Source organism: Billgrantia desiderata (assembly GCF_900108215.1).
GTDB classification, from domain to species: Bacteria; Pseudomonadota; Gammaproteobacteria; order Pseudomonadales; family Halomonadaceae; genus Halomonas; species Halomonas desiderata.
This window is the reverse complement of the sequence record NZ_FNVC01000019.1, coordinates 1-16,971: the sequence shown is the minus strand read 5'-3', so window position 1 is coordinate 16,971 and position 16,971 is coordinate 1. Positions and strand designations below refer to the sequence as shown.

Here is a 16,971-nt window from a genome sequence, read left to right as displayed (position 1 = left end):
CGCCGTATGGCCAAGCGCAGGCCGTTCTGGCGCGAATTACGCACCGGCATGGGCACGGGCGGTCCTGTCTTTGAGCTCGCGCAGGACCTCGAGCTCGCGGGCCGAGGGCTCCGGCGTGCTTTCCAGCGTCTCGGCGAAGCGGATCTCCCAGCCGGTGGCCTCGATCACCTCTTCGCGGCTCACGCCCGGGTGCAGCGAAACCACCACCAGCTCCTTGGTCTCGGGGTCGGGCTTCATCACGCACAGGTCGGTGATGACCCGCGTGGGCCCCTTGCCGATGTTGGGCACGCCGTCGCGGCCCTTGCCGTCACGGCCGAAGCCCAGGGTGGTGACGAAGTCGACCCGGTCGACGAAGGCGCGCTTGGAGTGCTTCAGGGTGATGAATACCTCACCCGCGTTCGTCGCGATTTCCGGCGCACCGCCGCCGCCCGGCAGGCGCACCTTGGGCTCGCGGTAGTCGCCGATCAGGGTGGTGTTGAGGTTGCAGTAGCGGTCGATCTGAGCGGTACCGAGAAAGCCCACGTCGATCTTGCCGCCCTGCAACCAGTAGCGAAACATCTCCGGCACGGAAACGGTGGTGAGCGCGGTCTCGGCCAGCTCGCCGTCGCCGATGGAGAGCGGCAGCACGTCGGGCTTGGTCTGCAGGGTGCCGGATTCGTAGATCAGCACCACGTCCGGTGCGTGGGTCAGGCGCGCCAGGTTGGCCGCCTCACTGGGCAGACCGATGCCGACGAAGCAGGTCATGCCGTTCTCCAGCGCGCGGGCCGCGGTGACGGTCATCATCTCCGCCGAGGTGTAGTCCAGGCACTTATCGACGCTACTCATCAGGCGTTCCCCCCTGCTTTCATGACGTTCTCTTCGATCCACCGGGTGAAGGTGTCGCGGTCGCGGGCGATGCCGTCCCACTCCTTGTAGAAGGCGTTGTTGCGCGGGTAGTAGCCGTGGGCATAGGAGGGCAGCGAGCCCTTCTCGGCCACGGCGATGGCGCTGATGGCCCAGCCCGGGATGATGCAGGCGTTGGGGTGATAGTCCGGCTCGGCGCGCAGGTCGTCGACGATCTCCTCGACGGTGACGATGCTCTGCTTGGCCGCCAGCACCGCCTCCTTCTGCACGCCGACGATGCCCTCCACCAGCACGTTACCGGCGCGGTCGGCCTTCTGCGCGTGGATGATGGAGACGTCCGGGCGCACCGCCGGCACCGCGGCCAGGCGCTCGCCGGTGAAGGGACACTCGATGAACTTGATCTGGTCGTTGACGCTGGGCAGCTCGCTGCCCACGTAGCCGCGCAGCACGGCCAGCGGCAGCCCGGCGGCGCCGGCCTCGAAGGCGCAGGCCATGGCGGCGTGGCTGTGCTCGAGGATCTCGACCTTGTGCGGCCAGCCCTTCTCGACCGCGTCGCGCAGGCGGTGCAGCGAGCCCACACCGGGGTTGCCACCCCAGGAGAAGATCACCTTCCTGGCGCAGCCGGCGCCGATCATCTGGTCGTAGACCAGGTCAGGCGTCATGCGGATCAGGGTGAGGTTGCGCTTCTTCTGGCGGATCACTTCGTGACCGGCGGCGAACGGAATCAGGTGGGTGAAACCCTCCATGGCCACGGTGGCGCCGTCTTCGACGTAGCGGGCCACCGCGTCACGGAGGCTCAGGAATTCGGCCATGGTGTTCTCCTGGACGCTCTCGTTAAAAAGTTCGAATAACGAACTTTGTTTTGTGATGCGAACAAATTAACGCCAAGTCGCTCGGCCGTCAAACTCGTCAGGAACGAAAAAAACGAGGGGAGGCCAGGCCTCCCCTCGTTGAGCTCAATGAAACCGACGGGTTTTCAGGTCGTTATTCGCGCTGAAGCCAGGCAGCGGCGCGGCGCACTTGAGCTTGGCTACTACCAAGGTATAAGGCGGGATCGGTTGCCTGACGCAGCGCTTGCGCTTCCACCTGCCCTTGCAGCTCAGGGTGAGCCTGCAGCGCATCGGCATAGGCCACGCCCTGCAGGCGGGCCGTTTCGGCAGCCTCGGCGCTGATGCGCTTGGCCGCCTCCTGGCCCAGCGTGGGCGCCAGCAGGCGCGATACCGGCTCGGCCATGATGCCGCCACCGGTCGCCGCCAGGTTGCGCCGCATGGCCTCGGGGTGCACCTCGAGCCCTTCGAGCAGCACGGCGGCCTGCTCCAGGGCTCCCTCCACCAGCAGCGCGCTGTCGAGCAGCGGGGTCCACTCGGCGTGCCACTCGCCCAGGCCGCGCTCCAGCGGCTGGGCATGAGCGTTCAGAATGACCGAGACATGGCCGTGAACCTGACGCGCCGCGCCGCGAATCAGCGCGCAGCGTACCGGGTTGCGCTTGTGCGGCATGGAGGAGGACTCGCCCATGCCTTCGCCGCCGGGCTCGCTCACCTCGCCCACTTCGGTCTGGGTCAGCAGGGCGACATCCAGCGCCAGCTTCTCGGCGGCACCGGCTACGGCGTCGAGCGCGGTGGCCAACGCGTGGATCGGCTGACGGTCGGTATGCCAGGGGAGCACCGGGACGCTCAGCTCGAGGCGCTGCGCCAGGGCATCCATCAGCTCCAGGCCCAGCCCGCCCGGATCGGTTTCATCCGATCCCTGCCCGTCCAAGCCCGGTCCATCCAAACCCGGCCCGTCCAAACCAGAGTGAACGGCCACCGCACCACCGAACTGCACCGGCAGCTCGAGGGTGGCGAGGCGACAACGTGCCTGCTCCAGGCCGATGCCCCAGTGCGCCACCTTGACGCCAAAGGTTATCGGCAGCGCCTGCTGCATCAGGGTGCGCCCTACCATCACCGTGGTCTCGTGAGCCTGCATCAGAGCGAGCGCGGCGCTACGACAGCGCCGCAGCTGCGTATCCAACGCCGCCAGACGCGGCTTGAGCAGCAGCATCAGCGCCGAGTCGATCACGTCCTGGCTGGTGGCGCCGAGGTGAAAATGGCGCCGCAGCTCGGCGGGCAGCGCCGCGCGCGCCTGCTTGACGAAGGGGATCGCTGCGTTGCCGCCGCTGGCCACGCCGGCGCCAATGGACGAGATATCGAAGGCGTGTCCCTCGAGTGCCTTGCGCATCTGCGCCGCCACACCTTCGGGCAGGAGGCCGCGCGCCTCCTGCACCTCGGCCAGCGCCAGCTCGAAGGCCAACATGCCTGCCACCATGGCCTCGGCGCTGCACTCGCTCAGCGCGATTTGGCTCATGAAGGGATGCTGAAGCAGGGCGTCGGACATATCATGTCTCCGGTATCATGTTGCCGATAATCAGGGCTCGGACTCACGGCTTGGTCTTGCCAATCGCTCAGCCTATAGTCGAACAAGTGTTCGTGATTCGAACACTATGCTAGATTGGGTGCGACCCGGGAGCAACTCACGATAACGGAACGACAATGACACCAGAGGAAGAGGTTCTCAGCCCAGACGACCGCGACTTCGTGACCGCCCTGGCCAGCGGCCTCGAGGTCATCCTGGCCTTCGACGAGGCGCACCCGCGCATGACGCTCAGCGAAGTCGCGGCGCGCACCGACATGAACCGCGCCCGCGCCCGGCGCTTCCTGCTCACGCTGCACGCGCTGGGCTACGTGAGGAAGCAGGGCCGTTACTTCGAGCTGGCCCCACGGGTGCTGCAGCTCGGCTACGCCTTTCTCTCCGCCAACAACTATCGTAGCGTGATCCAGCAGGTGCTGGAGGACATCACCGCAGAAAGCGGCGAATCCTCGTCCCTGGGCGTGCTCGACGGCGACGCCGTTACCTACGTGGCGCGCTCCTCCGCTCCCCATCGGCTGATGGCCATCACCCTCTCGGTGGGCACCCGCCTGCCCGCGGCTCACACCTCCATGGGCCGAGCGCTGCTGGCTCAGCTGCCCGACGCCGAGCTGGATGCCTTCCTCGAGCGGGTCACGCTCGAGCGCTACACCGACAAGACCGTGACCGACAAGGCGCTGCTGAAGAAGTGCATCCTCAAGGTGCGCCAGCAGGGCTATGCCATCGCCGACCAGGAGCTCGACTCGGGGCTGCGCTCGCTGGCGGTGCCGGCCTTCGATGCCAACGGCAAGCTGCTCGGCGCCATCAACATCAGCACCAACGCCGCTCGGGTCGATCTCGACACTCTGATGCGCGAGTACCTGCCGCTGCTGCAGCGCAAGGCGCGCGAGATTCGCGAAACCGTCAGTTGAGCGTGGCAAGGCGAAACGCCGTCTACCCACCTCATGCCAGGAAGGGCGCATGCTGGAAATACTCGCCATCACCACCCCGATCTTCCTGTTGATCGGGGCCGGCTACCTGGCCATGGGCACGCGGCTGGTGAATCGGGAGCAGATGCAGGGGGTCACCACCTTCGTGCTCTACTTCGCCCTGCCGGCGCTGGTGATCCGCGCGGTGACCCAGAACCCCCTCGACGAGGTCCTGCGACCTCACTATCTACTGGCCTATGGTCTCGGCTCGCTGGCGGTGTTCGCCTTCGCCCTGCTGCTGACCCTCGGCCTGCAGCGCAAGCCGCTCAGCGAGGCGGCCATTCACGCCTTGGGCATGTCCGCCTCCAACAGCGGCTTCATCGGCTTCCCGGTGGCGGCCATGGTGCTGGGCGCCTCTCCGGCAGCGGTTTTCCTGGCGCTGAACATGCTGATCGAGAACCTGCTGATCATCCCGATGGCGCTGATCCTCGCCGAAGTGGGCCGCCAGCGCGGCGCTGGCATCGTCACAGCGGCGCGCAAGACCCTCGTGCGGCTGATACGCAACCCCATTCTGGTAGGGCTGGCGCTGGGCCTGCTGCTGGCGGTGACCGACACCGCCCTGCCCCGACCGCTGGCCCAGGCGGTCGACATGCTGGCAAACGCCTCCGGCCCCGCGGCGCTGTTCGTCATCGGCGGCACCCTGTTCGGTCTTCAGGTGCGCGGCATGATGAACGACGTAGGGCAGATCGTGGCGGGCAAGCTGATCCTGCACCCGCTAGCGGTGTTCGGCGTCTTCCTGCTGATACCGGAAGCGGACCCCATGCTGCTGGCCGGTGCGCTGCTGTTTGCCTGCGCGCCCATGATCAGCGTCTTCCCGCTGCTGGGCCAGCGCTACGGCATGGCCGGCGTCAGCGCCGCCACGCTGATGGTCGCCACCCTGTCCGCCTTCGTGACCCTGAGCGTAGGGATCTGGGCGATCAAGAACTTTGGGCTGCTGCCTGCCGGCTGAGGCTGACCGTCAGCGCACCCGACTCGGTTACGCTAAAGCCCCACCCTCGTTCAGTTTTCCGGGTAGCCCGGCACCGGCACATCCCGCTTCAGGTGAGCGACCCAGGATTCGATGCCGGGCAGCCCCGTGGCGGTATGCTGATAGAACTCGCTCATGTCGGGCAGCTCGTGGGCAATGCCCTTGTGGCAGGTGATGCAAGTGGCCTCCCCCTCGGCGAGGGTGGTGGAGTGCGCCTGTGCAGCCCGGGAGCTCTGCTGGGTGAAGTCCATGGACTCGAAGTCGTGGCAGTTGCGGCACTCCAGCGAGTCGTTGGCCTCCAGCCTGGCCCACTCCCTTTCCGCCAGCTCGCGCCGCTTGTCCTCGAACTGCTCCTCGGTGCGAATGGTGCCGAAGATCCAGCCCCACACCTCCTTTGAAGCCTCCATCTTGCGCGCCATCTTGTGCGTCCAGCCGTGGGGCACGTGGCAGTCGGCACACTGGGCGCCGACCCCGGAGCGGTTGACGTCGTGGATCCTGCCCTGCATTTCGCGGTAGGGATTGCGCTCCATCTCATGGCAGGAGATGCAGAACTGCTGGGTATTGGTCGCCTCCACCGCGGTGTTGAAGCCGCCCCAGAAGAAGATCCCGGCGATGAAGCCGCCAAGCGTCAGGAACCCCAGGCTGAAGTGCATGCTGGGGCGCATCAGGATACGCCAATAGGTGATCAACCAGCGCTTCATTGGCCACCTCCCTCACGCTGCTGCCGGAGCATTTCTCCCAGCACCTCATCGACGTTGAGGAAGGTATTGGAAACGATGGGGCTGGCATCGGTCTGCGGCACATGGCACTGGGTGCAGAAGTAGCGGTCGGGCGACACCGCTGCCAGCACCTGCTGGTGGCGGTCGCGGAAGTGGCTGACGCTGACCATGGGAGCCCCGGCCTGGACCGCATGCTCGCGACTGTGGCAGGTCAGGCAGCGGTTGGCTCGGGTATCGATCTGATAATCGCGGATACCGTGGGGAATGACCGGCGGCTGCTCCGGATAGTTGAGCACTTCGCGCCCGGCGTCCCGGGGCTCGCCGGCCATCGGCGGCGCCGGCAGGGATTGGCTGAGGGTGCCGCCCGGCCGCAGGCCGTCCGGCGCCGAATCGTCCCGGCGCTCTTCGGCGATTGCCAGGCCGGCAACGACCAGCACCAGCGACAGACTGAGCATAGTGAGCCATTTCATCGCATTTCTCCTTCTGTCTCGGCCTCAGGCCAGGCTGACCAGTTCGAGACGAACCGCGCACTTCTTGAAGTCCGTCTGCTTGGAGATCGGGTCCGTGGCGTCCAGCACCACGTTGTTGATCAGCCGGTTGGCATCGAAGAAGGGCACGTAGACCAGGCCCCGCGGCGGGGTCACCCGGCCGCGGGTCTCGACCCGCAGGCGCACCTCGCCACGACGACTGATCACCTTCACCTCGCTGCCGCGCCGCATGCCCTCCTCACGGGCATCCTCCGGGTGCATGTAGAGCAGCGCCGCCGGCACCGCCCGGTGCAGCTCCGGCACGCGGCGGGTCATGGAGCCGGTGTGCCAGTGTTCGAGCACCCGCCCGGTGGAGAGCCAGTAGGGGTACTCCTCGTCAGGCGACTCGGGGGGCGGCTCGTCGGGAACGGCAAAGATCAGCGCACGGTCGTCGGGCTTGGCGTAGAACTGCACGCCCCGGCCCTCTTCCACGTAGGGGTCGTAGCCTTCGCGATAGCGCCACAGGGTCTCCTGGCCGTCCACCACCGGCCAGCGCTTGCCGCGGTTCTGGTGGTAGTTGTCGAAGGCGTCGAGATCCTTGCCCTTGCCGCGGCCGAAGCGGGCGTACTCCTCGAACAGCCCCTTCTGGATATAGAAGCCGAACGCCTCGGCCTCCTGGTTGGCGTAGCCCTCCTCCATGTCCGAGAGCGGGTAGCTGTCGACCTGGCCGTTGGCGTAGAGCAGCTCGAACAGCGTCTTGTCGCGATACTCGGGTGCCTTGTCGAGCAGCTCGCTCGGCCACACGTCGGCGACGTCGATCCGCTTGGCGAGCTCCACCAGCTGCCAGAGGTCGGAGCGCGCCTCCCCGGGAGCCTCGACCAGCTGATGGAAGAACTGGGTACGCCGCTCGGAGTTGCCGAAGGCGCCCTCCTTCTCGACCCAGGAGGCGGCCGGCAGGATCAGATCGGCGGCCTGCGCCGAGGCCGTGGGGTAGATGTCGGAGACGATGACGAAGGCCTCCTCGTTGCGCCAGCCCGGCAGGATCTCCTGCTGGGTGTTGGGCCCGGCCTGCATGTTGTTGTTGACCTGGGTCCAGTAGACCTTGATCGCACCGTCCTTGAGCTTGCGGCTCTGCTCCACGGCATGAAAGCCCACGCGTTCGGGAATGGTGCCTTCGGGCAGCTTCCAGATCTGCTCCGCCTCGCGGCGATGCTCGGGGTTGGTGACCACCCGGTCCGCCGGCAGGCGATGGGCGAAGGTGCCCACCTCGCGGGCGGTGCCGCAGGCAGAGGGCTGGCCGGTCAGCGAGAAGGGGCTGTTGCCGGGTTCGGAGATCTTGCCGGTGAGCAGGTGCAGGTTGTAGATGAGGTTGTTCACCCACACGCCGCGGGTGTGCTGGTTGACCCCCATGGTCCAGAACGACATGACCTTGATGTCGGGGTCGGCATAGAGCTCGGCCAGCCGCTCCAGGCGGCTCTCGGAGACCCCGGATTCCCGTGCCGCCCGTTCCAGGGTGAAGTCGGCAACGTGGTCGGCGAATTCATCGAAGCTCATCTCCGTCCAGCGGTTGGGGTTATCGGCGTTGGCGGCCGCCTGCTGCAGCGGATGCTCGTCGCGCAGGCCGTAGCCGATGTCATCTACGGCACGCACGAAGTTGGTGTGATTCTCGACGAAAGCGCGGTCGACGCGGTCGGTCTGGATGATGTGGTTGGCGATGTAGTTGAGGATCACCACGTCGGCGTTGGGCTTCATCACCATGGGGATGTCGGCCAGATCGAAACTGCGGTGCTGAAAGGTGGAGAGCACCGCCACCTGGGTCTCCGGATAGGAGAGCCGCCGGTCGGTGACCCGGGTCCAGAGGATCGGGTGCATCTCCGCCATGTTGGAGCCCCACAGCACGAAGGCGTTGGCGTGCTCGATGTCGTCGTAGACGCCCATGGGCTCGTCGGAGCCGAAAGCGCGCATGAAGGCGAACACCGCCGAGGCCATGCAGTGCCGCGCATTGGGGTCGATGTTGTTGGAGCGCAGCCCGGCCTTGAACAGCTTGCTGGCGGCATAGCCTTCCCAGATGGTCCACTGGCCGGAGCCGAACATCGCCACGCTCTCGGGTCCGTGCTCGCGAATGGCACTCTTGAACTTGTCGGCCATCAGGTCGAGGGCTTCGTCCCAGGAGACCGGCTCGAAGTCGCCGCGCTTGTCGTAAACGCCGTTGCGCTTGCGCAGCAGCGGCTGCTGCAGGCGGTCCTGACCGTAGAGAATCTTGGACAGGAAGTAGCCCTTGACGCAGTTGAGCCCGCGGTTGACCTCCGAATGAATGTCACCGTGTGTGGCCACGATACGGTTGCCCTGGGTGGCCACCATGACGCTGCAGCCCACCCCACAGAAGCGGCAGGGCGCCTTGTTCCAGTTCAGCCGCGTCAAGTCGGCGTTGGTGATGAGGTTGGTGGCGCCGGCCGGAATGGCCATACCGGCAGTGGCCGCCGCCACGGCCACTGCGTTGGCCTTGGCGAATTCACGACGCGTCATCTTCATGTCGGCATTCCTTCTGCAGCGGCTTGGGATGAGACGGGATCGGCGGGTTCGTCGGCAGACGCTGGATCGAGTACCTGGTGATACACCAGCGCCGCTCCCAGCACGCCTGGCCGCACCTGGATCGCATCGATCAGCTCGAGAATCCGCACCTCGCGCAAACTCTCCACTACCACCACCAGCTTGCCGCTGGGATCCTCGGCGCTGACCTCGCTCTCGGGCTGGGCAGCCAGCCATCGCGTCACTTCCCGGGCGTGCTCGGGCCGGACATGTACCAGCAGACTGGCGATGTGGAGGGTTTCATTCGGCATGGGCCATCTCCTCGCTTGTCATTGTGATGGCGTGGTTGGGGCACAGGGCCTGGCAGGCACCGCAGCCGGTACAGGCTTCGCCGTTCAGGCGCGGCTTGGGCGGGCGCCCCAACTGGGGGAAAAAGACGATGGCCTGCCACTCGCAGGCGTCCTGGCAGCTCTGGCAGTGAATGTCGGCCAGCGCCAGGCAGTGGCTCTCGATACGGGCGCGCCAGGGAAAGGCGGGGCGCTGGGTGTCGAACACGCCTGCATCGCAGACCTCGACGCAGGCACGGCATAGCGAGCAGCCCGCTTGGTCGAAGCGGATCTCGGGATAGCCGCCGCCGCCATGGAACAGCACACCCTCAGGGCAGGTCTCGATACAGGCCGCACAGCGCACGCAGCGATCGGTGAAGTCATGGTCGGTCCAGGGTGGCCGCTGGAGCGGGCCATGACCGCCGAGGGAGCGAAAGAACTGGCGACGTGTATTGGGATTGTTCGCCTTGTGCATGCGACCCTCAGCTCGGCGGCCCGGGCGGGCCCGTGAAGGTCTGGTAGATCCATACCGAGAAGCCGAAGCCACCGACAACGGCTATCGCCAGGATGGGAAACAGCAGGATGGCGATGAAGAGGAACAGCTTGAACTCCTTCTTCTTCCGCTCCTCGGGCGCCATGGTATCCGGGTCTTCCATGCCTCTCCCCTCGTCACTCACTAGTTATTATTGATCCTCCTGATGTCAGGGTAGCTAATATTCCAGCATCCCAATTACTTGTTACAAAAAGATACGAAACGGACCGGCCTGTGTGGCCGAGCCCGTTCCGTCAGTGGCAGATCAATGGCAGAGCGGCTTTACGCCCGGACCTTCACGTCTGGGTCTTCACGCTTTGGCGGCAGCCTTGATCACCGCATCCAGCGCCGCCAGGTAGCCCTGGCTGCCGAGGCCGGCGACCACGCCGTCGGCGCGCAGCGAGACATAGGAGTGGTGGCGGAAACGCTCGCGCTTGTGCACGTTGGAGAGGTGCACCTCGATCACCTTGCCGTCGAAGGCGTTGAGGGCGTCGAGGATGGCCACCGAGGTGTGGGTATAGGCGGCAGGGTTGATGACGATCGCCGCGGTGCCGTCCTCGCGGGCGGCGTGGATGGCGTCGATCAGCACGCCTTCGTGGTTGCTCTGCAGCGCCTTGATATCCCAGCCGTTGATGGCGGCCTTCTCGTAGAGCGCGTTGTTGATGTCGTCCAGGGTCTCATATCCATAGACTTCCGGCTGACGGCTGCCGAGCAGGTTGAGGTTGGGGCCGTGCAGTACCAGGACCTTGTTCATGGTGCTTCTTCTCTGCTGTGACGAGGGGAAATGCCCGGCCTCACGCCTGCGTTTCGAGCAGCCGCTGCCAGGCATCGATGACGGTTTGGCGGTGCGCCTCGAAGTCGGCCTCGCGCCCGCGGGCGGCCTCGCGGGTCAGCGATGCCCGGTGGGCGGTGCTGCGCAGGGCCAGGTAGGCCTCGCGCAGGCGCTGGCACTCCTCGGCGGGCAGGCGCCCGCTGCTCTCCAGCGTTTCCAGGATGCGCATGTTGTCGCTCCAGCGCAGCAGCTCCGGCGTCTCGTGGCCCATGGCGAGCACCGCGAACTGGCACAGGAACTCGATGTCGACCATGCCACCGGGGTCGTGCTTGAGGTCGAACTGGCCCGCCTCGCTCTTGCCGCCCAGGTGCTCGCGCATCTTGTGACGCATCTTGACCACCTCTTCGCGCAGCGCCTCGCGGTCGCGCTCGCGGCCGAGAATCTCGCTGCGCACCGCATCGAAGCCTGCGGCCAGGCGTGGGTGCCCTGCCACTACCCGCGCCCGCACCAGCGCCTGATGCTCCCAGGTCCAGGCCTCGCGGCGCTGGTACTCGCCGAAGGCGTCGAGGGTGGTGACCAGCAGCCCGGCGTTGCCCGAGGGGCGCAGGCGCATGTCGACCTCGTAGAGGGTGCCGGCCGGGGTCACGGCGGTGAGCAGGTGGATGATGCGCTGGCCCAGGCGGGTGAAGAACACCGAGGCATCGATGGGTCGGACGCCGTCGGTCTCGCCGTGGGAGTCGCCGTCGTGAATGAACACCAGGTCGAGGTCGGAGCCGTAGCCCAGCTCGATGCCGCCCAGCTTGCCGTAGCCGACGATCAGGAACTCGGGCTCGGCGCCGGCGCGGGAGCCGTCGCGGCGCATCGGGTAGCCGTGCTTGCGCACCAGGTGGCGCCAGGCCATGGCCAGCACCGTCTCCAGCAGCACCTCGGCAATGTAGGTGAGATAGTCGCTGACCTTCATCAGGTGGCGGGTGCCGGCGATGTCGGAAGCGGCAACGCGCAGCACGTGGGCGTGCTTGAACACGCGCAGCGCCTCGAGCTGGGCCTCCTCGTCGTCCTCGGGAATGCGCCCCAGGGCCTGGCGCAGCTCATCGGCCAGGCGCTCCTTGTCGGCGGGGGTGTAGAGGGTGGCCGGGGTCAGCAGCTCATCCAGCAGGATCGGGTAGCGGGCCATCTGCTCGGCGATCCAGGGGCTGGCGCTGCACAGCCCCATCAGATGACTCAGCGCTTCGGGGTTCTCCCGCAGCAGCGCCAGATAGGCGGTACGCCGCAGCACCGATTCGATCAGCGGCAGCACCCGCTCCAGGGCGGTGTCGGGCGCGTCGCTTGCCGCTACCGCATCGAGCAGCAGCGGCATCAGAGCTTCGAGGCGGTCGTAGCCGATGCGCTGCATGGCCTGCACCTGGCGCGACTGGCGCAGCCCGACGAGGCGCCGCAGGGCCGTCTCGGCCTCCGCGAAGCCCGCTTCGGCGAGCATTGCCTCGGCCTCCTGGGGCTCGAGCTCTCCGCACCACAGCGCCCGCCAGTCGTCCAGCGACAGGCCGCCTTCCTCTGTCGCCTCGCCGTTCTCCTCGAGCTCCTCTTCGGGGTCGGCGATCACCGCATCGAAATGGCCTCGCACCCGGCCGCGCACCTCCTCCAGGCGCGCCAGCAGCGCCGGCCAGTCTTCCATGTTCAGCGCCAGGGCGACGCGCTCACGGTCGAGATCGTCGTCGGGCAGGCTCTGGGTCTGACGGTCTTCCAGCGCCTGCAGCGCATGCTCCAGGTCGCGCAGGAAGACGTAGTCGGGCTCGAGCTCGTCGACCACGCCTTGCGGCAGCAGCCCCAGCGCCGGCAGACGTGCGAGCGCCGTGCGCAGCGAGGTGACCTGCAGCTCGGTGTCGCGCCCGCCGCGAATCAGCTGGAAGGCCTGCACCACGAACTCCACCTCGCGAATGCCGCCGGGGCCGAGCTTGATGTTGGCCTGCATGCCGCGCCGCTTCACCTCGCGATTGATCAGGCCCTTCATCTCGCGCAGCGACTCGATGGCGCCGAAATCGAGGTACTTGCGATAGACGAAGGGACGCAGGTTGCCGAGCAGCTCGCTGCCGGCCTCCAGGTCGCCGGCCACCGGCCGCGCCTTGAGCAGGGCATAGCGCTCCCACTCCCGCCCCTGATCCTGATAGTAGGCGGCAAGCGAGCTGAAGTTGCCCACCAGGGGGCCGCCGTCGCCCAGCGGACGCAGGCGCATGTCGACGCGAAAGACGAAGCCGTCGGCGGTGACCGCATCCAGCGCAGCAATCAGCTTCTGCCCCAGCTTGGTGAAGTACTCCTGATGCGCGAGGGAGGTGCGCCCGCCCTGGGTGTCGCCCTGCTCGGGGTAGGCGAAGATGAGGTCGATATCGGAAGAGAGGTTGAGCTCCCCGGCGCCGAACTTGCCCATGCCCAGCACCACCAGGCGCTGCTCGCTGCCGTCGCTGCGCGCCGCCGGGCGGCCCCAGCGCGACTCGAAGTGACGTTCGAGCCAGCCCAGGGCGCCTTCCAGCGACACCTCGGCCAGTTGAGACACCGCAGCGGCGGTGGCCCACATGTCGGTATCCACCGGCCGTACCAGGTCTCGCCACACGATACCCAGCATGCGCGCCCGGCGGAAGCGCCGCAGCACGGCGTGCAGGCCGGCCTCATCCTCGGCGCTCTCCAGCCGTTCGGCGAGCCAGACCGCGAGCGTCTCGCCCTGCGGCGACTCGTCCAGCTCGCCGCCGGCATCCAGGTGCAGCAGCCATTCGGGGTAGCGCACCAGGGTGTCGAGGGCGAAGTCGGAAATGGTGATGACCCGCGCCAGCTGGCGTCGACGCTCCGTCCCCAGCGCCAGCCAGTTCTCCGATGGCGGCTCCTGGCCGGTCATCTCGGCCACGTTGTCGGCCCGGGCCAGGCTCTCGCTCAGGCGCTGCCACGCTTTCTCCAGGGCGGGCCTGAGCGCGGTCGGGGTGTCATCGACGGGCAGGAAGTCAGCGGGAAGGGCCATGGGCAACACGCCTTGTCGCAGCGGAATTGCCCCCAGCATAGCGAAGGCGCCGACGCGGCGGCACCCCCCACGACGGCCTTCAGCCGAAGAACTTCTGCCAGCCGAGCAGGCCCCAGGTCAGACCGGCGGCGATCAGCGCCACCATCACCGCCGCCGAGCCGATGTCCTTGGCCCGACCGGACAGCTCATGATGCTCGGTGCCGATGCGGTCCACCACGCTCTCGATGGCGCTGTTGATCAGCTCCACGGTGAGTACTAGCAGGCAACTGCCCACCAGCAGGATCCACTCCACCGGACCCGAGCCGATCCACCAGGCCAGCGGCAGCAGTACCACACAGAGAGCCAGCTCCTGGCGGAAGGCCGTCTCATGGCGAAAGGCGAACCTGAGCCCCTTGATCGAGTAGCCCGTGGCATCGATGACATGCCGCCATCCGGTTCGTGCTGGTTTCATCGTCTCGCATCCTGAATTGCGGGTTGGGTCGGCTTCAGTGCGCCTCGATCATGCGCGCCAGGTCTTCGGAAAGCGGATCCAGCACCTGCGCCCAGTTGAGCCAGGGCGTGGACGAGGTGCCGTTGACCATCACCGTGAACACGCCCCAGCGCCCCGAGCGGGTACGGAAGTAGCCGCTAACGGCACGCACGGCATAGGGCTGATTGAGGGTGCCGGTCTTGAGCATGATGTGATCCTGGAACAGCGGCGAGCCGCGGCGAATGAAGCGCGACACGCCGTTGGCCGGCGACTGGAAGCTGGCGACGAAGCTCGGGAACAGCGACGAGCGGTGGAACATGCTCTCCAGCAGCACGTTGCTGCCGTGGGCCGAGGTGCGGTTCTCCGTGGTCAGGCCGCTGCCGCTGAGCATGATCACCGGGCCGTGATCGGGCAGGCCGGCCACGTAATCCTGAATCGCCTCGCCGGCCTGGAGCAGGTCCGCCCTCGGGGTGTCCACCAGGTTGAGTGCCAGCACGTCGGCCATGAAGTTGTTGGAGTAGTTCATCACATGCAGCAGCAGTTCCTGCAGCGGCCTGCTCTCCACCTGTGCCAGCGTACGCGCGGAAGCGGCAGGCTGCTCGATGCTGGTCACGTAGCCCCCGCCCACGCCGATACCGGCCTGCTCGAGCATGGCCATCAGCGTGCGGGCGGTCTGGCGGGCGGGATCGCCGCTGGCCCGGTAGACGTCCCGGGGCGAGGCGTTGAGCGAAATCTGGCCGCGCAGCAGCATTACGTCGCCCTCTTCGCGGGTCACGCGCTCGGCGCTGAACTCGGTGCCGCTGTTGGGCGGGCGCGTCTCGATCCGGTTGTCGACCTCCAGGATCAGCCCCTGACTGTCGCAGCTGGTGATGCGGGCCGGCTCGCCCGCCGCTGCCCCCGGCGCGACGTTGACGCACCAGTTGCCGTGGTTGACCCCAGCCGACGAGAGCAGCGCGCTGTAGCTGTTGCCGGTGCGCGAGTGCGCCTCGCAGCGATCGGTGGTGATGCACTCCACCGGGCCGAAGCGCCACTGGCTGACCACCAGGCGCCCGTCGACCTCGCGCACACCGGCCTGATGCAGCCGCTGGGTCAGCCGCCACAGGTCCTCGCTGGAGAGCCCGGGGTCGCCGCCGCCGTCGAGAATCAGGTCGCCGCGCAGCACGCCGTCGGCGTCGAGCTCAGCGGTGCTGACCAGCCGGGTGGCAAAGCGGTGCTGAGGCCCCCAGCGGTCGAGCGCGGCCGCCGCCAGGTAGGCCTTGGACACCGAGGCCGGCGACAGCTGACTCTGCGGCTCGATGGCGCCGAGCAGGACGCCGTCACGCCCACCGTCGCCCAGCAGGCGCGCTTCGGCACTGATACGAAAGCCGCTCTCGGTCATCTTTCCAAGTTCGGCAAAACCCGATCCGAGCGCCACCACCGGCAGCATCGAACCGCACAACAGAAGCAGGCAGCCAAGCCTGGCAACAGCTCTCACCATTGGTCGAACGTCCATCTAAGACCCACGTGACGCAGTCAGTGGGAAACTCGTGAAAACAGCTGGATCACCACCACGCCGGCAACGATCAGAGCGATACCGAGCACCGCCGGCAGGTCGGGGCGCTGCCCGTACACCACGATACCCACCAGGGCCACCAGCACGATACCCAGGCCGGCCCAGATGGCGTAGGCGATGCCCACCGGAATGGTACGCAGCACCAGCGACAGCATGTAGAAGGCAATCGCATAGCCGACCACCACCACCAGGCTGGGAACGAGGCGCGTGAAGCCGTGGGTCGCCTTGAGCGCACTGGTTGCCACGACCTCGGCAACGATGGCCAGAGCCAGGTACACGAATGCCATCAGCTTCTCTCCGTATCGCAGGGTACCAGCTCGGGAGCATGGGGCAGCTCGGCGACCAGACGCCAGAGTGACTGACCGCTGGCGTGGTATTTTCGTTCAAAAGGCGTGAGGTACCCAGTGCCGGGGTCGTATGGCTCTACCGCAGCGGCCGTACCGGTCGCTCGCGTCAGCGCCAGGGCGAACTCCTCGACGTAGAGGCGCCAGTTGGAGCGCAGCTCCAGCCGGCCGCCGAGGGCCAGGATCGTCGGCAGCACAGGGTGCCCATGCCAGCGCTGCTTGAGATGCACCGACTTGGGGTAGGGGTTGGGATAGAGCAGATAATGCCGCACCGGCTGCCAGCCGGCGGCCAGGGCCAGACGCCAGAAGTCCACCAGGTCGGCACGCACCAGGAGGGCATTGTCGCCCACCTCGCCGTGCTCGCGGGACAGCCGGTCGGCGCTGCGATCCACGCCGATCACCAGATGGTCGTCGAACTGCCGGGCCAGCTCGCGAGTGGAAACCCCCACCCCGCAGCCGGCATCGAGAATCAACGGGTGCTGGCCATCCCCGGCTTGTCGCTGATACCACTCACGCGCCCGCTCGAACGCCGCCCGCGTGTGCTCGGCCACGGGCTTGCGCAGCGGATGACGCAGGGCGCGGTCGACGCGCTTCTCGACATCCCGGTGGGGGCCGCTCTGGTTGGTCGCGATGGGGCGGGAGGTGGCATGCATGAGGCAAAATCGATCGGTAGCGGACGAACGACCATTCTAGCAGCCATGTCGGCGCACGCGAGGAAGCGAGGTATGGCGATCGGGTAGGGGCCGGGGTCACCCCCGGCGCCCTCCCACACCACCGTACGTACCGTTCGGTATACGGCGGTTCATGAAGAACGGCTAAGCCCTCTTACCGTATCGAGTACCGAGATCAGGCCCAGTCCATCAAACCACTTCCTTGGCAGGGCCTGATTCATGTGCGAGGCCCCGGCGTTCCACCAGGCGCCTCGCCCATTTCCCGCTGACTTCCACGCCCGATAGTCGTCCAGCCCCAGCGCCAAGAGCTTACGACGCCGGGTCCGCGGGCGCTTCCACTGCCGCCAGATCACGCAGCGCAGTCGGCGACGTATCCAACCATCCAGCGCTTCCAGTGGACGCTTC

The 16,971-nt window shown here is 67.0% G+C and carries 18 protein-coding genes; 2 read left to right on the top strand and 16 right to left on the bottom strand.

The features are described from left to right. Window positions 1-36: 36 nt before the first annotated feature. The 3 genes from C4S71_RS15840 to C4S71_RS15830 form a co-directional block, all read right to left on the bottom strand. On the bottom strand, window positions 37-825 hold the full coding sequence (locus C4S71_RS15840) for a CoA-transferase subunit beta (protein ID WP_103969779.1): 789 nt from the start codon (window positions 823-825) through the stop codon (window positions 37-39). Then, entirely contained in the window at window positions 825-1,655 is an 831-nt protein-coding gene (locus C4S71_RS15835) for a CoA transferase subunit A (RefSeq protein WP_103969778.1), read from the bottom strand. Before C4S71_RS15835 ends, C4S71_RS15840 begins: the two co-directional genes overlap by 1 nt. A gap of 172 nt (window positions 1,656-1,827) precedes the next feature. Next, a complete protein-coding gene (locus C4S71_RS15830; protein ID WP_103969777.1) occupies window positions 1,828-3,216 on the bottom strand; it encodes a class-II fumarase/aspartase family protein in 1,389 nt (462 codons plus the stop codon). A 155-nt stretch (window positions 3,217-3,371) separates the two neighbouring features. Between C4S71_RS15830 and C4S71_RS15825 the strand changes: the two genes are divergently transcribed. Both C4S71_RS15825 and C4S71_RS15820 read left to right on the top strand, forming a co-directional pair. Beyond that, on the top strand, window positions 3,372-4,157 hold the full coding sequence (locus tag C4S71_RS15825; RefSeq protein WP_086508616.1) for an IclR family transcriptional regulator domain-containing protein: 786 nt from the start codon (window positions 3,372-3,374) through the stop codon (window positions 4,155-4,157). 49 nt (window positions 4,158-4,206) lie between these two features. After that, window positions 4,207-5,163: an AEC family transporter gene (locus tag C4S71_RS15820; protein WP_103969776.1), complete on the top strand. Its 957-nt coding sequence runs from the start codon at window positions 4,207-4,209 to the stop codon at window positions 5,161-5,163. Window positions 5,164-5,213: 50 nt separating this feature from the next. Here C4S71_RS15820 and C4S71_RS15815 read toward each other — a convergent pair whose 3' ends face one another. The 13 genes from C4S71_RS15815 to C4S71_RS15755 form a co-directional block, all read right to left on the bottom strand. Then, a complete protein-coding gene (locus tag C4S71_RS15815; RefSeq protein WP_103969775.1) occupies window positions 5,214-5,882 on the bottom strand; it encodes a NapC/NirT family cytochrome c in 669 nt (222 codons plus the stop codon). After that, entirely contained in the window at window positions 5,879-6,370 is a 492-nt protein-coding gene (locus tag C4S71_RS15810; RefSeq protein ID WP_086508619.1) for a nitrate reductase cytochrome c-type subunit, read from the bottom strand. Before C4S71_RS15810 ends, C4S71_RS15815 begins: the two co-directional genes overlap by 4 nt. A gap of 24 nt (window positions 6,371-6,394) precedes the next feature. Next, a complete protein-coding gene (napA, locus tag C4S71_RS15805) occupies window positions 6,395-8,899 on the bottom strand; it encodes a nitrate reductase catalytic subunit NapA (protein WP_103969774.1) in 2,505 nt (834 codons plus the stop codon). Next, window positions 8,896-9,207, bottom strand: a complete 312-nt coding sequence (locus C4S71_RS15800) for a chaperone NapD (RefSeq protein WP_103969773.1) — start codon at window positions 9,205-9,207, stop codon at window positions 8,896-8,898. The genes napA and C4S71_RS15800 overlap by 4 nt, the downstream gene beginning before the upstream one ends. Next, on the bottom strand, window positions 9,197-9,697 hold the full coding sequence (napF, locus tag C4S71_RS15795; protein WP_103969772.1) for a ferredoxin-type protein NapF: 501 nt from the start codon (window positions 9,695-9,697) through the stop codon (window positions 9,197-9,199). Before napF ends, C4S71_RS15800 begins: the two co-directional genes overlap by 11 nt. A 7-nt stretch (window positions 9,698-9,704) precedes the next feature. Next, window positions 9,705-9,878 carry a periplasmic nitrate reductase, NapE protein gene (locus tag C4S71_RS15790; protein ID WP_086508623.1) on the bottom strand — a complete coding sequence of 58 codons (174 nt, stop codon included), beginning with the start codon at window positions 9,876-9,878 and terminating at the stop codon, window positions 9,705-9,707. Between the two features lie 186 nt (window positions 9,879-10,064). Then, the gene (aroQ, locus tag C4S71_RS15785) at window positions 10,065-10,508 is read right to left on the bottom strand and encodes a type II 3-dehydroquinate dehydratase (protein ID WP_103969771.1); all 444 of its coding nucleotides are present in this window, start codon (window positions 10,506-10,508) and stop codon (window positions 10,065-10,067) included. Between the two features lie 40 nt (window positions 10,509-10,548). Beyond that, window positions 10,549-13,530 carry a bifunctional [glutamate--ammonia ligase]-adenylyl-L-tyrosine phosphorylase/[glutamate--ammonia-ligase] adenylyltransferase gene (glnE, locus tag C4S71_RS15780; RefSeq protein WP_103969770.1) on the bottom strand — a complete coding sequence of 994 codons (2,982 nt, stop codon included), beginning with the start codon at window positions 13,528-13,530 and terminating at the stop codon, window positions 10,549-10,551. 79 nt (window positions 13,531-13,609) lie between these two features. Next, entirely contained in the window at window positions 13,610-13,981 is a 372-nt protein-coding gene (locus tag C4S71_RS15775) for a diacylglycerol kinase (RefSeq protein ID WP_086508626.1), read from the bottom strand. Between the two features lie 34 nt (window positions 13,982-14,015). Continuing rightward, entirely contained in the window at window positions 14,016-15,476 is a 1,461-nt protein-coding gene (gene dacB, locus C4S71_RS15770; RefSeq protein WP_422666855.1) for a D-alanyl-D-alanine carboxypeptidase/D-alanyl-D-alanine endopeptidase, read from the bottom strand. A gap of 35 nt (window positions 15,477-15,511) precedes the next feature. Beyond that, window positions 15,512-15,838, bottom strand: a complete 327-nt coding sequence (locus tag C4S71_RS15765; RefSeq protein ID WP_086508628.1) for a DMT family transporter — start codon at window positions 15,836-15,838, stop codon at window positions 15,512-15,514. Beyond that, window positions 15,838-16,548, bottom strand: coding sequence for a tRNA (guanine(46)-N(7))-methyltransferase TrmB (gene trmB, locus C4S71_RS15760; protein WP_103969768.1), 711 nt, complete (start codon window positions 16,546-16,548; stop codon window positions 15,838-15,840). The genes C4S71_RS15765 and trmB overlap by 1 nt, the downstream gene beginning before the upstream one ends. Before the next feature lie 149 nt (window positions 16,549-16,697). After that, a partial coding sequence (locus C4S71_RS15755) for a group II intron maturase-specific domain-containing protein (RefSeq protein WP_304481838.1) occupies window positions 16,698-16,971 on the bottom strand: 274 nt, incomplete at its 5' end.

Coding starts and splice junctions, on each gene's coding strand:
- C4S71_RS15775 (WP_086508626.1), bottom strand. CDS start 13,981: ATGAAACCAGCACGAACCGGATGGCGGCATGTCATCGATGCCACGGGC.
- napA (WP_103969774.1), bottom strand. CDS start 8,899: ATGAAGATGACGCGTCGTGAATTCGCCAAGGCCAACGCAGTGGCCGTG.
- C4S71_RS15790 (WP_086508623.1), bottom strand. CDS start 9,878: ATGGAAGACCCGGATACCATGGCGCCCGAGGAGCGGAAGAAGAAGGAG.
- C4S71_RS15835 (WP_103969778.1), bottom strand. CDS start 1,655: ATGGCCGAATTCCTGAGCCTCCGTGACGCGGTGGCCCGCTACGTCGAA.
- napF (WP_103969772.1), bottom strand. CDS start 9,697: ATGCACAAGGCGAACAATCCCAATACACGTCGCCAGTTCTTTCGCTCC.
- glnE (WP_103969770.1), bottom strand. CDS start 13,530: ATGGCCCTTCCCGCTGACTTCCTGCCCGTCGATGACACCCCGACCGCG.
- C4S71_RS15820 (WP_103969776.1), top strand. CDS start 4,207: ATGCTGGAAATACTCGCCATCACCACCCCGATCTTCCTGTTGATCGGG.
- C4S71_RS15800 (WP_103969773.1), bottom strand. CDS start 9,207: ATGCCGAATGAAACCCTCCACATCGCCAGTCTGCTGGTACATGTCCGG.
- C4S71_RS15765 (WP_086508628.1), bottom strand. CDS start 15,838: ATGGCATTCGTGTACCTGGCTCTGGCCATCGTTGCCGAGGTCGTGGCA.
- C4S71_RS15840 (WP_103969779.1), bottom strand. CDS start 825: ATGAGTAGCGTCGATAAGTGCCTGGACTACACCTCGGCGGAGATGATG.
- C4S71_RS15810 (WP_086508619.1), bottom strand. CDS start 6,370: ATGAAATGGCTCACTATGCTCAGTCTGTCGCTGGTGCTGGTCGTTGCC.
- trmB (WP_103969768.1), bottom strand. CDS start 16,548: ATGCATGCCACCTCCCGCCCCATCGCGACCAACCAGAGCGGCCCCCAC.
- C4S71_RS15825 (WP_086508616.1), top strand. CDS start 3,372: ATGACACCAGAGGAAGAGGTTCTCAGCCCAGACGACCGCGACTTCGTG.
- C4S71_RS15830 (WP_103969777.1), bottom strand. CDS start 3,216: ATGTCCGACGCCCTGCTTCAGCATCCCTTCATGAGCCAAATCGCGCTG.
- dacB (WP_422666855.1), bottom strand. CDS start 15,476: ATGGTGAGAGCTGTTGCCAGGCTTGGCTGCCTGCTTCTGTTGTGCGGT.
- aroQ (WP_103969771.1), bottom strand. CDS start 10,508: ATGAACAAGGTCCTGGTACTGCACGGCCCCAACCTCAACCTGCTCGGC.
- C4S71_RS15815 (WP_103969775.1), bottom strand. CDS start 5,882: ATGAAGCGCTGGTTGATCACCTATTGGCGTATCCTGATGCGCCCCAGC.